General features: G+C 33.7%; 13 protein-coding genes and 1 other RNA gene. 8 read left to right on the top strand and 6 right to left on the bottom strand.

Features of this window, described 5'->3' with window-relative positions:
• Positions 1-20 precede the first annotated feature (20 nt).
• From OPS21_RS05180 to OPS21_RS05160, 5 genes are all read left to right on the top strand, one after another.
• Positions 21-551 carry a hypothetical protein gene (locus tag OPS21_RS05180; RefSeq protein ID WP_265027581.1) on the top strand — a complete coding sequence of 177 codons (531 nt, stop codon included), beginning with the start codon at positions 21-23 and terminating at the stop codon, positions 549-551.
• Between the two features lie 229 nt (positions 552-780).
• Positions 781-1965 carry a cell division protein FtsZ gene (gene ftsZ, locus OPS21_RS05175; protein ID WP_264330441.1) on the top strand — a complete coding sequence of 395 codons (1185 nt, stop codon included), beginning with the start codon at positions 781-783 and terminating at the stop codon, positions 1963-1965.
• Positions 1965-2363, top strand: a complete 399-nt coding sequence (locus OPS21_RS05170; protein WP_264336848.1) for an EVE domain-containing protein — start codon at positions 1965-1967, stop codon at positions 2361-2363. Before ftsZ ends, OPS21_RS05170 begins: the two co-directional genes overlap by 1 nt.
• Positions 2357-2815 carry an rRNA maturation RNase YbeY gene (gene ybeY / locus OPS21_RS05165; RefSeq protein ID WP_007302008.1) on the top strand — a complete coding sequence of 153 codons (459 nt, stop codon included), beginning with the start codon at positions 2357-2359 and terminating at the stop codon, positions 2813-2815. The genes OPS21_RS05170 and ybeY overlap by 7 nt, the downstream gene beginning before the upstream one ends.
• 54 nt (positions 2816-2869) lie before the next feature.
• Positions 2870-3658 carry a succinate dehydrogenase iron-sulfur subunit gene (locus tag OPS21_RS05160; RefSeq protein ID WP_264336849.1) on the top strand — a complete coding sequence of 263 codons (789 nt, stop codon included), beginning with the start codon at positions 2870-2872 and terminating at the stop codon, positions 3656-3658.
• Positions 3659-3661: 3 nt separating this feature from the next.
• Here the strand turns inward: OPS21_RS05160 and OPS21_RS05155 are convergent, their stop codons facing one another.
• Genes OPS21_RS05155 through OPS21_RS05140 form a run of 4 tightly spaced genes read right to left on the bottom strand, consistent with a single transcriptional unit; the run spans position 3662 to position 7093 of the window.
• Entirely contained in the window at positions 3662-4798 is a 1137-nt protein-coding gene (locus OPS21_RS05155) for a hypothetical protein (RefSeq protein ID WP_264330443.1), read from the bottom strand.
• Between the two features lie 25 nt (positions 4799-4823).
• Positions 4824-5624, bottom strand: coding sequence for a GNAT family N-acetyltransferase (locus tag OPS21_RS05150; protein ID WP_264336850.1), 801 nt, complete (start codon positions 5622-5624; stop codon positions 4824-4826).
• Positions 5614-6096, bottom strand: a complete 483-nt coding sequence (locus tag OPS21_RS05145) for a phosphatidylglycerophosphatase A family protein (protein WP_015587887.1) — start codon at positions 6094-6096, stop codon at positions 5614-5616. Before OPS21_RS05145 ends, OPS21_RS05150 begins: the two co-directional genes overlap by 11 nt.
• Positions 6097-6115: 19 nt before the next feature.
• Positions 6116-7093, bottom strand: coding sequence for an NAD(P)H-dependent glycerol-3-phosphate dehydrogenase (locus OPS21_RS05140; protein ID WP_006014776.1), 978 nt, complete (start codon positions 7091-7093; stop codon positions 6116-6118).
• Between the two features lie 322 nt (positions 7094-7415).
• On the opposite strand from OPS21_RS05140, the gene OPS21_RS05135 reads away from it, so the two are divergent.
• A complete protein-coding gene (locus OPS21_RS05135) occupies positions 7416-8186 on the top strand; it encodes a response regulator transcription factor (RefSeq protein ID WP_264336851.1) in 771 nt (256 codons plus the stop codon).
• Positions 8187-8540: 354 nt separating this feature from the next.
• On the opposite strand, the gene rnpB is transcribed toward OPS21_RS05135, so the two are convergent.
• Together rnpB and OPS21_RS05125 are read right to left on the bottom strand one after the other, a co-directional pair.
• Positions 8541-8889, bottom strand: an RNA gene (gene rnpB, locus OPS21_RS05130) — RNase P RNA component class A.
• Positions 8890-9042: 153 nt separating this feature from the next.
• Positions 9043-11274: a hypothetical protein gene (locus OPS21_RS05125; RefSeq protein ID WP_265027578.1), complete on the bottom strand. Its 2232-nt coding sequence runs from the start codon at positions 11272-11274 to the stop codon at positions 9043-9045.
• 256 nt (positions 11275-11530) lie between these two features.
• On the opposite strand from OPS21_RS05125, the gene nuoE reads away from it, so the two are divergent.
• Positions 11531-12031: an NADH-quinone oxidoreductase subunit NuoE gene (nuoE, locus tag OPS21_RS05120; protein WP_264336853.1), complete on the top strand. Its 501-nt coding sequence runs from the start codon at positions 11531-11533 to the stop codon at positions 12029-12031.
• Positions 12032-13243, top strand: coding sequence for a tRNA guanosine(34) transglycosylase Tgt (tgt, locus tag OPS21_RS05115; RefSeq protein ID WP_254229541.1), 1212 nt, complete (start codon positions 12032-12034; stop codon positions 13241-13243).
• Positions 13244-13314 lie beyond the last annotated feature (71 nt).

The following is a 13314-nucleotide window of genomic DNA, read 5'->3' as shown; positions in this document are numbered from 1 at the left end:
AATATTTTTGGAGTATAGTTATGGCAAAATTTGAAGCAATAAAAAGTAAATATAGAGACGAAGGACTTTGGTCAGCAGCTAAAGAAGTGCCTGTGCAAGGTTGGGATCTCGTAAAAGAACATAAAGGCAAGACAATTGGTATTTCTTTAGCAGTTATAGCAGTAGCCTCGCTTACAGCTGCTTATCTCTTAAGTCCAGCTTATGCAACTTTTGTTGGTACAGTTGGAACAAAAGCTGCAACACTTGTTAGTCCTGCTATTACTGCAATGTCTGCATTTGCAGTTGCTCATCCACTCATTGCTAGTTTGGTAGTTCTTGCTGCAGTAGCAGCTTTAATAACTGCACCTGTGTATGCATATAAAAACAATAATAAAGCAAGTCAAATTGAGGGAGTAAAGCAAGGTGTACTTAATGCTTGTGTAAGAGAAGGTGATAATAAGCCTAAAGCTAATGGTGATAAGCTAGAATTTAGTGATATGAAAATGTCCGTACAAAATTCTTTGAGACTGTTGTCTCAGCAGTTGGGGGAGCAAAAGGCATTCTCTAAGTAACTTTGACAAAGCAAAGGGATAGGCTTCTATCCCTTTTTCACAATTTTTTTTTTGCATTCTAAGTAGTGCTATTTGAAAGCCTGCAATTATTATACCTACTGATTAACAATGTTAAGAATAAGTAAATCTTGTTTACTGTTTGCGTATGTCAAAATGAAAAATGTTTGCATATTGTTAAAAAAGCAGTAACTTGTTATCAAGTGAATTCACTAATATTTGAGTAATTTGAATGTCAATTGACCTTAGTCTACCAGAGTTACCTATATTACACCCAAGAATTACCGTTGTGGGAGTGGGTGGTGCTGGTGGAAATGCTGTAAACAACATGATCCAATCCAATTTGCAAGGGGTAAATTTTGTTGTAGCAAATACCGATGCTCAAGCGTTAGAGAAGTCGTTATGTGATAAAAAAATTCAACTTGGTATTAACTTAACTAAGGGCCTTGGTGCTGGTGCTTTGCCTGATGTTGGTAAAGGTGCAGCAGAAGAATCAATTGATGAGATTATGGAGCATATAAAAGATAGCCATATGCTCTTTATCACAGCAGGTATGGGTGGTGGTACTGGAACAGGTGCTGCACCGGTAATTGCAAAAGCAGCAAGAGAAGCAAGAGCGGTAGTTAAAGATAAAGGAGCAAAAGAAAAAAAGATACTGACTGTTGGAGTTGTAACTAAGCCGTTCGGTTTTGAAGGTGTGCGACGTATGCGCATTGCAGAGCTTGGACTTGAAGAGTTGCAAAAATACGTAGATACACTTATTGTCATTCCCAATCAAAATTTATTTAGAATTGCTAACGAGAAAACTACATTTGCTGACGCATTTCAACTCGCCGATAATGTTCTGCATATTGGCATAAGAGGAGTAACTGATTTGATGATCATGCCAGGACTGATTAATCTTGATTTTGCTGATATAGAAACAGTAATGAGTGAGATGGGTAAAGCAATGATTGGTACTGGAGAGGCAGAAGGAGAAGATAGGGCAATTAGTGCTGCAGAGGCTGCGATATCTAATCCATTACTTGATAATGTATCAATGAAAGGTGCACAAGGAATATTGATTAATATTACTGGTGGTGGAGATATGACTTTATTTGAAGTTGATGCTGCAGCCAATAGAGTACGTGAAGAAGTGGATGAAAATGCAAATATAATATTTGGTGCTACTTTTGATCAGGCGATGGAGGGAAGAGTTAGAGTTTCTGTTCTTGCAACTGGCATTGATAGCTGTAACAACAATTCATCTGTTAATCAAAACAAGATCCCAGCAGAGGAAAAAAATTTTAAATGGCCTTATAATCAAATTCCAATATCAGAAACAAAAGAATATGCTTCAACTGAGCAAACAAATGAAAGAGTTAAGTGGGGCAGCAATGTTTATGATATACCAGCTTATTTAAGAAGAAAAAAATAATGCAATTTTGGCTACTAAAGTCAGAGCCAAGTGAATACTCGTGGCAAAAAATGGAAAAGGAGCAGGTGACGCAGTGGAATGGTGTATGCAATTATCAAGCTCAAAATTACATGAGAGCTATGAAATTAGGCGATCTTGCATTTTTTTATCATACAGGTAAAGAGAGAGTTATACTTGGAATAGTTGAAGTATTAAAGGAGTATTATCATGTTTATAATTCCAAATTTGGACTAGTGAATGTAAAGCTTTTAAAACCTTTAAATAATCAAGTCACGTTAAGTAGTATAAAACAAAACCCACTTTTAAAAAATATGGTTATATTAAAACAATCACGTTTATCAGTTTCTCCGGTTTTAGAGACTGAGTGGAATGAAATAATAAGGATGAGCGAATGTTAGAAGTGAGCATTCTTGATAAGAGGTGGCATAGTATTACGAAGGACCCACAGAGTTTTGTATTAAATATTATTAATGCTTCTCTAAAAGAATTAAAAATAGATCATTATAAACCAAATATATCAATAGCTCTCGCTGATGATAACTTGCTACATCAACTTAATCTTAAGTTTAGAGAAATAGATAAGCCAACTAATGTACTATCATTTCCATGCGAACAGTTATCTAGTGAATGTGATCTAGGAGACATAGCAATTGCAGTAGATACAATAGAAAGAGAGTCTCATGAGTACTGTATATCTATCCTCACTCACACTGCACACATGTTAGTTCATGGATTGCTGCATTTACTTGGCTATGATCATCAAAAAGAAGATGAAGAAATTATAATGAAAAGTTTAGAGAGCAAGATTTTAGCTTTGCTTGAATTTGAAAAGGAAAAGTATGGTAGATAATACCAAAATATGTTATTTACAAAAAAGGGGTTTTAGCTGTAAAAGGTAAGCAATATGGTTCAGTTTTCTTTACCAAAAAATTCTAAAGTTAATAAAAAGGGCAAGGTTTATCCTACTCCTACTGGAGCAAAAAATATTAGAAGATTTCAAATTTATCGTTGGTCTGCTGATGATGATAAAAATCCAAGAATAGACACATTTTTTATCGATATGGATAATTGTGGCCCTATGGTACTTGATGCATTAATAAAAATAAAGGATGAAATAGATTCAACCTTAACTTTTAGACGCTCTTGCAGAGAAGGAATATGCGGATCTTGTGCAATGAATATTGATGGTACCAACACTCTCGCATGCACTAAATCTATACATGATATAAAAGGTGAAGTAAAAATATATCCACTACCTCATATGTATATAGTAAAGGATCTAGTTCCAGATCTAAGCCAATTTTATGAGCAATACAAATCGATTAAACCTTGGTTAAAAACAGATAAATCTGCCTTACAAAATAAAGAATACTTTCAATCTCCTGAAGATAGAAAAAAATTGGATGGTCTGTCTGATTGTATACTATGTGCTTGCTGTTCGACTGGTTGCCCAAGCTATTGGTGGAATGGTGATAAATTTTTAGGGCCAGCGATATTACTGCAAGCTTATAGATGGATTGCTGACAGTCGTGATAATAAGAAAGAAGAAAGACTTGCTTCTTTAAACGACCCATTTAGGTTGTATCGTTGTCATACAATAATGAATTGTACAAAAACCTGCCCGAAAGGTCTTAACCCAGCAAAAGCGATAGCGAAAGTAAAACAGCTTATGGTAGAGAGAGGAGGAATTTGAGTGTTATTTCTGGCACTCTTCGTAAGAAAATAGTAGACCCTCTGAAGCATAGGGTATTGTTAATACTCTAAACGTTCTTCCGTTCATGAAATGTATTGTTTCACCATATGATTCCAGTAATCTTTTGAACAACTCATGTCTTTGATTATTAATAGTTTGAAAATCATTTTTTCCTAAAAGCTTTTTAGATTCAAATAGGTGAAGCATAATCTCGTGATAAGTTGGATAAGACTCCAAAAATTTTGGATCAAACTGAAAAGTTTTTATAAAAGCATTATTATAAAATTTTAGCTTTTGATTCTTACTATATATCGCTACAGCAATCGATAGTTTCTCAAGCAAACTTTCTTGTGCAGCTAAACAATTGCTTAGCTCAGTATGTAATTTTTTTTCATCACTAATATCTTTTCCATACATTACTATGCTATTAGAATTTTGCATTGGAACTTCAACAAAATTAAAAACCTTAGGTTCGTTCTTGTAAGTTATTACACACTCTCCTGGTTTTACGTTATAGGAGCCACTCGCAACAGTAAATTTTTTAGAGCTGCCTATATATTTATCATAAAATAAGTTATAAAACCTTACTTTTTTATTCTTATTGTGCTTCAGTATTGGAAATGGTAAAGAGTCAAAAATTTTTTTATAGTTCTCCAATTCTCGCATAAGCTTACTATTTTCTAACTCAAGTTCATTAGCTTTTATCTTATAATCGGAGATATTCCTTATCCACAACAACACACCAATCACATTATTAGAATAATCTATTATGCTTTTACCATAACATGTGCAATAAACCTCACTGTCTTTTGACTTTAAATCTAGAGTAAAAGATTTATTTATTTCCTTTGCCTCAGCAAAACTTTTAATTAAGCTTTCTGATTGCTCAAAAAAATTTACAAACTCATTAAATGAATAAAAAACAGTATTAAGCAAAATTAGTAAATTGGGAGAAAATTTTTCTATACGTTTTTTTGCGTCCCAAATATAAAATCCATCATTTACAGTATCTATTAAATTATTTATGATAACATTTTGATGTTGTAAGTCCTTAATTTTATTACTAATTTTTAATTTAGAATATGAGAAAAAGAAGAATACTAGAATTAGTAGTAAAACTATTTCATACAAAAAAAACATAGCATTCTAAAACAAATATAAAAATTTATAACCTCTCGCAAAGAGATTGTACTGAAGAGGTATATAAGTGAAGATTGCCCAATACCCTAAAGCCTAATCTTTTATAAAGGTTTACAGAAGGTTTCATGCAATGTGCTACTATGTATTTGCATTCAAATTGCCTAGCTATCTTTATTCTTTCTAGAACCATTTGAGTTCCTATTCCACGACCCCTGTAAATTGGTAAAACTCCATCACTATAAAAACCAGCTATGCTGTCTTGAATATAAAGACCGCATGTTCCAACAATTTCGTTATTTAGCATTACAAGAAAAAATCTTAACCTTGAGCTCTTATCATCATAATTCGATAATTGGCGAAAAAATGTGCTAACAATACTAATTCTATGATAAAAAATTTTAGAAGTGTGTAAATCTAATTGCTCTAAGAGCTCACTACTATTTACAACATTGAACTTCAAATTTGGAACAGCATCATCAGGCAAAAAATAATCTTTTATATTGAGTAAAACTTTTTTTGGTGTGCTAACGTGTTTTATTTCGCATTTTTCTAAAATACCCCCTATTTTTATACGTGGACTTATTATCCATGTTGCTTCTATATTTCGTGCTTTGAGATAATTTAGAGTTCTGTATATGGAAAGCTCAGTACATTGATCTTCACAAAACACAAAATTAAATAACGATTCTCTGGTACCATTTACTGTAAATATAACATTATCAAATTCGTCATGTATTTCCCACTTGGACAAATTCGTTGCATAAAGTATATAATCCTTTAGGTTCTGAATAATTAAGCTTGAATAACAAATTTTTTTATTCTGCATAAACCAACAATAAACAATAAAAGGCTCCTATAAAAACAAAGGCTAAAATTGCAGCTACAACATCATCTAGCATAATACCTAAAGGACCTTTTGTATTTTTATCAATCAAATTTATAGGCCACACTTTTATTATATCAAAAAACCTAAAGGAGAAAAAGCACACCAACAATACAGAGCTATTCATTTCTTGTTCTAATAATATTGAAACTAGAAGTACTGTCAGCAATTGACCAACTACTTCATCAATTACTACCTCTTTTGGATCATGCGGAGCTTTGTAATGTTGTATATAATTGCCTGTAGACCATAATCCAACTAAGAATAAAAAAAAAATAATTGCTGTACCTAAAATTCTGTCATTGAGTAATATAGGAACAATTGGGTAAGCAGCCAAGCTGCCTATAGTACCTGGCATGTTTTTTACCGTGCCAGATAGCCACCATGTTGATATTAATTTATATAAAAATTTCACAATATACCGAAATATAAAACTAATTTACAAGAACAGAAATAGTATCTTCTACAGAAGTATTTTCATATAGCAATCTATAGATCGCTTCACATATGGGCATTTTTATCTTTAGCTTTTCTGCTAAATCAAATGCAGACTTAGCAGTGTTAAAACCTTCAATTACCGACTTACCTTCTGATAAAATCTGCTGAGCACTAGAACCATTACTATTAGCTACTTTAGATCCAAAAGATAGATTTCTTGAATTTAATGATGTGCATGTCACAACCAAATCGCCTAAGCATGCTGGTCCAAGTAGTGTATTTATATCTACATTGCCGTCACCAACTTTTGCTGAGTATAAAGCCTTAATTTCACTCATACTTTTCGTAATTAATGCTGCATGAGCATTAAACCCAAACCTACCTAGAACAACCCCACATGCTATAGCAAAAACATTCTTTAACGCTGCACAAACCTGTATTCCTATAACATCGCTACTAAGGTACAATTTAATATTTTCTTGCTGTAGCTCTGATACTAATTTTGAACCTAATACTTCATTTTGACATGCAAGAACCATCGAATATGGTAATTTTCTTGCAACTTCTATAGCAAAGCTAGGACCAGAAAAAACAGCAAGAGGATTATTAGGTAAAACTTCATTGACTACTTCACTAGGTAATTTTAATGTAGATTTTTCTATTCCCTTACAAGCCAAAATTATTGCTACATTTTTTTTTAGGTTACAATCATTCAATTGATGACATATCTCCCTTAGAGACTGAGTGGGAACAGCTAGAATTATTACTGAAGCATTAACTGCATCTTCAATAGCTAATTTTACTGATACATTATCAGAAATTGGACAATCAGGTAGCTTGTCACTTTCTCTTTTCTCTTTAATTGATTCAAACATGGCCTTATTGCGAGTCCACAAAATTACATTTTTCTTACTACTTAATGAAATCGCAATTGCTGTACCCCATGCGCCAGCACCTAAAACTGATATTACCACTCAATATTCCTGAAAGTATTACTTATAATTTAAAACTGTAGAATAAGTAAATTAAAAATATAACATAAAAGTATAAAATAGTTTAAATATCTATTAACCTAAGTATTCTTTTAATAAAATAGCTTCTATTCAATATTTACTAAAAATAGTATTATTATAGTATATCTATTGTATTTTAGATCTATTTGTATAATTTTGGAACGACATATTAACTATTAATTAATAAGTGTAATTTCTATTATTCATTAATAAAAATTTGATTTGTTACTTTCCTTGGTTATATATATTACTAAAATTATAAATTATTTATGGGGTGTAAAATATGCGTATATTATTAATTGAAGATGATCAAGTAAGTGCAAAGACTGTAGTTAATGCCTTAACTTCTGATGGACATTTTTGCGACGTTGTTACTTCTGCACAAGATTATAACAATAATATGGTTTCCTCGGGTGGAGACTATTACGATCTAGTTATTCTAGATATACACCTGCCTGGTGATATTGATGGATATGATATACTGTTAAGATTAAGAAGTGCAAAAATCAAAGTTCCTGTTTTAATACTTTCGTGTATCTCCGCTGCCAACCATAAAGCTAAAGGACTTGGGTATGGTGCCGACGATTACTTAACCAAGCCATTTCACAAGAGCGAATTATTAGCTCGAATTAAGGCCATAGTCCGACGTACTAAAGGCCATCCCGAATCAGTGATAAAGATTGGTAATATGAATATCAATTTTGATCACAGGATTGTTGAGGTAAAAGGCAAAACAGTTCACCTTACTAACAAAGAGTATTCCATGATAGAATTGCTGGCATTGCGTAAAGGAGCAGTGTTGACAAAAGAAATGTTTTTAAACCATCTTTACAATGGCTTGGACGAACCTTCAGACAACAAAATAGTTGATGTTTTTATGTGTAAATTACGTAAAAAACTTGAAAGTGCAAATGATGGAATAAGCCACATAGAAACCGTTTGGGGTAGAGGATATGTTCTAAAAGAGTATGTTGACGATGAAGAATACTCTAGTGTTAATATAAGCGAAAGCAGTAGTGACTATCAAGCAGAACAAGTGAAGGACAACGCATGAAATGCTTTATTCACCCATTCATTGAAGCAACAAAATAGGTAGATGAAATAAGATAAAAACCAATCGTAAAAGTGAGGTAACATGGTTAGTCTTTTAGAACTTTACAAAGACTTGCAGCAAAAAATAGAAAAGTTGGAAGCTAAGCTAAAAAGTTATAGGTAAGAAAATAAGGTTTTAGAGATAGAGAATGACGAGTTAAAGGAAAAGCTCGGTTAAAATTCAAGCTTTGTTAAGTTCAAAAGGAAATAAAAAAAGAGATAAGCCAAGAAGTAAAAGGAATATAGGTGGTCAAATTGAGCGTACAGGGTATGTGAAATGTTTGATACATTTACATAGTATGGCTGACATTCATGCATTCCTAGGTGAAATATAAGCCGAGTTCTGTTTATGTAGCTATTTATCTGGAGTAAATGTTACCATTTACTTCGTGCGATTTACCCGAGTAGATATGAGAAAAACATAAAATCTACTTCTATTTAATCTTGCTCCTAGTGTTGGTTACTTGACTACCAATGTTGCCATTGTTATGGTGTGCTCTTACCACACCTTTTCACCCTTACCTAATAATATTTAGGCGGTAATTTTCTGTAGCCCTATAACTGGAGTTACCTCCGGCGGGCGTTACCCGTCACTACCTTTTCTTGGAGCTCGGACTTTCCTCTGCTGTGTTTATCACACAACAGCAGCTACTTATTGCACCTAGGAATTATACTTTAACATTAAAATCATAAAAGCAAAAGAAAATTTCCTAACAGTCTACATACTAAAAACATTCAGACAAATAGCTAAAGGTGATATTCCGGTACATCATCGCTATCCCAAGATAAGCTTTTTTCACTTTTAGACTCTAGCTCAGTCAGTCAAGATCCTGTCCACCGCTTGAAGACGATGAGCTACTTCTTGATCGACTACTACTCTCCACCGATATACTGTTTAGCACTGTTTCAGATTGATCCATAGTTCGCATAGATATATGTCTCATTCTGTTATTAGCGATAAAAATTTCTTCATCGCTATTGCCACTTGAAGATGATCGCCTTCTATCATTGAAATTAGTTAGTTCTAACACAGGGGCAGAATTACGACCCTTAACATATTTGTATGTTATGAATCCTATAATTCCAGCAATACTTATTATCGCTCCAACCAAAGACCCACCTATCATTCCTGCCCTATTAGACTCTATAGCAAGCTGAGCGGGCTGTGGTGAAGGAGTAGTTTGAGGAAGTAAAGTTGTAGTGAACAGAGGAGTTGTTGCTTTTGTTCTAGTACTTGGCATAATGGACAATGTTTGTATAGTTTTCTCTGAGTTTGTTGTTGGCGCATTAGTTGGCATTGTAGTAATCATAATTGCTTGTGAAGTCGCAATAGTTTCAGCTACTGTCGTTGGTTCTGATGACGTACTCATCTTAGTTGTTAATTCTGTTAAAGGCTTACTCATCGTAGTACTGCTTGCTGTAAAAGTTGACTCAACAGTTGCTGCTGTAGATTTTACAGTACTTGTCTCAGTTTCCGAAGGCACACTAGTTGACGTTTTAGCAACCGTGGTCGTTTGTGAAGTAGAAGTTGTTTTTGCTACTGTTGTTGGCCCCACTGTTACTGTACTTGTTTGAATTGTTGACTCTGTTGAAGGCTTACTCGTTGTAGAAGTAGGTGCAGTGGTAGTTGATGCTACTGTTGTTGGCCCCACTGTTACTGTACTTGCCTGAGTTGTTGACTCTGTTGAAGATTTACTCATTGTGGAAGTTGGTACAATGATAGTTGATGCTTCTGTTGTTAATTTGGTAGTCTTTACAGTGTCGGTTTCTGTTGTGCTAGTAATTGCAGCAGTCGTCGTTTTCTTAGAAGTCACAACCGTCTCTGTAACAGTTATAGGAGCCACAGTACTGCTGGAAATAATACTAGGCATCAATTGGCCGTTAATGATATTAACAAAATCACTGAGAGCTTTGATACTGCTTGTCGGTATTATCGTTGCTTCAGAAGATTTTCCAGAGCTCTCTCTATTAAAAGTTATAATACTCTCTCCACTTACCGCAGTGACGATAAAACCTCCTTGGCCATTGTCTTTAACGTACAATTGTTCTATAGGATCTTCACATTCACAAACAGTAAAATTTGATTTTGGTCCTTTCTTAGCAAGGCTTACTAAATGCAATTCTTGCGTATTAGAAGATTGTTTTTTCGCAAGAAAAACAATCTGGTCATCTCCTTCAGTTCGTTTCACATACTGTAGAAAATTTATTTTTTCTGGACTAGAGATAATAAATGATGCTCTATCTATTTGACAATTTTTCTTAAGCAAACATTCATCTTTCTTTCCACTTTTTAGATCCTCAACCACTTTAGCCATATCGAACTTAAAAATATTTGTTCTTGCTTCTGGCTTCCCAATAATCTCTTTGCTCATCTGTGCATAAAGCATCGTATTTTCATCTAATGCCAATTGCCCTGGATTATCAAACTTGAATAATTTTCTTTCTATGATGCCGTTTGCTCCAGATAAAGCTTTAAATTTTCCATTCGTGTCTGATTGTAAATACCAAGAAACTAAAGCTTGATCCTTTAAGTTATGAGCAATTACAATGACATTACCATTACCAACTTTTACTGCTTTTGGTTGAAAGTAACTATTGTCTTCATTTGCAAGATTATTTATATCAATGTTCTTGTACAATTTTACTTTTCCTACGTATTCAACTAAGGGAACATTAGTTGAATGCTTGATTTCGTAAGTGTTGAATGTTAAGCCTTTGATGCACTTTTCTTTTTTGTTAATTTCTTCTGTAGGAAAGATAACTCCAACTTTATCTACTTCAGCTGAATTTTCTATTAGTGTGGGAGATAATTGGCCCTTAAATTCATTTGCTACGTTAACACCTGTATCACACTCGTATGTTTTTGATTGATATAGTGAGCTAATAAGTAACTTTACTCTACTGCTTCCATTGCCGTTATCTTGATAGCTGAGTCCATAAGTAACTCCATTTCCTTCAATCAACCCTACGTTTTTTGGATTAAAACCTATCGCTTCTTTAACTTTCAGTATAGTTGTATTAACTCCAAATAATCTACTTAATATAGGCATAATTATATTTAAAATCTTAATAAATGCTATTATGATTATTTCTGCGTGTTAATGTCAATGAAAATTTTAACTAAAATTAAGAAATTAATACCTTTATAATCTGCAAAGCGAAATATGGAAAATGAGTAGCAGTAAAGAATTCACAAATTGAGTTCACCCACTCTACAGATATAATATTGTAGAGCTCAAAAAACCAACAATTGCAATTGTTAACTCTTCAAGTATAATTTGTTGAGATTTACATGAACCTTATTAGATGAAAGAGAAAGAAGAGCAGTTTAGTTTTACATTAGATAACCTTAGGAAAGCGAAAAAGTCTATAGAGATGTATCCTAAAGGTAGAGAAGGTAGCGCTGTCATGCCTTTACTATATCTCGTACAAGAACAATGCGGATGGGTTCCTGAATCTGCTATGCGTTACGTTGCTGACATGCTTCATATTCCACATATTCGTGTATATGAAGTGGCAAATTTTTATACCATGTATAATTTAAAGCCAGTAGGTAAATATCTAATACAAGTTTGTAGAACAACTCCTTGCTGGTTATGCAATAGCGAGGAAGTTTTAAGTACCTTTAAAAAGAAGCTTGGAATCAATATCGGTGAAACCACTAAAGATAATCTATTTACTTTAAAGGAAGTTGAATGTCTTGGTGCATGTGTTAATGCCCCTGTTGTACAGATCAATAACGATTTTTATGAAAACCTCACTCCTGAAAAAGTGGAAAATATCATAGCAGAACTTTCAAGTAAATAGATGGAAAAGTTCTCGTTTAGGATAACCAAGCAATCAGGTTCTGCAAGAGTTGGAACGATCAAAACTCCAAATGGAAGTATAGAAACACCAGCATTTATATTTTGTGCAACCAAAGCTGCTATTAAAGCTGCAGATATCGAGAGAATCAGAGAAGCAGGTACTCAGATAATACTTTCCAACACCTATCACCTAATGCTCCAACCGGGAGAGGATACTGTGGCAAAGCTTGGTGGCTTGCACAAGATGATGGGATGGAGTGGGCCAATGCTCACTGATTCTGGTGGATACCAGATATTTAGTTTAGGACACGGATCAGTTTCAGAAGAGATAAAGGGAGTAAGACAGAAACAAAAAACTCTGATCAAAATTAACGAGGATGGGGCAATTTTTCGTTCTTACATAAATGGTAAAACTTATTGTCTAACTCCTGAAAAGTCGATACAAATTCAACAAAAATTAGGTGCAGATTTAATCTTAGTTTTAGATGAATGTACTCCATTCCATGTCAGTAAAGAATACACAAGAAAATCAATGCTCATGAGCCATAGATGGGCTGAACGTTCTTTAAATGAATTTGAAAAAAATAATAATGGCAAACAGGTGCTTTATGGAATTAGTCAAGGCGGAGTGTATCAAGATTTGCGTAGAGAAAGTTGTGATTTTATCAACGATTTGCCATTTTTTGGTCAAGCAATAGGTGGATCACTTGGTCAAAGTAAAGAGCAGATGTATGATGTAGTTTCCTTTACTATGGAACATTTAAAAAAAGATAGGCCTACTCATTTGCTTGGTATTGGTGGAATTGTAGACATTTTTCGTGGAGTAGAGCTTGGAGTTGATACATTTGATTGCGTGCATCCAACTCGCCTCGCAAGACATGGTGGCGCGCTTGTTAAAGTAAAAAATAGAGATTCTATTTCTTCAAAGTGCAAAGAGCATATTAATTTGCGAAATCAACGATTCGAACTAGATGATAACCCAATTGAGAGTGATTGTTTGTGCTTTACCTGCAGAAAACATTCAAGAGCTTATATACACCATCTACTGAAAGCTAAAGAGTTGCTGGCTTATACACTCGTTACCATTCACAATGTTTTCTTCATGAATAAGTTGATGGAATCAATAAGACAAGCAATATTGAATGATAGGCTAGATCAGGAAAAAAATAATTGGATTAGTGAAATACCGCTGCATTGTGAATTATATACCTAGTTCATATTTTGCACATGTGCGTTGCATTTTTTAATCTTCTTTAAAAACTTGACAGTACATTATATATACGG

This window comes from Wolbachia endosymbiont (group B) of Chorthippus parallelus (genome assembly GCF_947251815.1).
In the GTDB taxonomy this organism is placed as follows: Bacteria; Pseudomonadota; Alphaproteobacteria; order Rickettsiales; family Anaplasmataceae; genus Wolbachia.
Note: the sequence above shows the minus strand (reverse complement) of the source record. Positions and strands in the feature narration are given on the sequence as shown.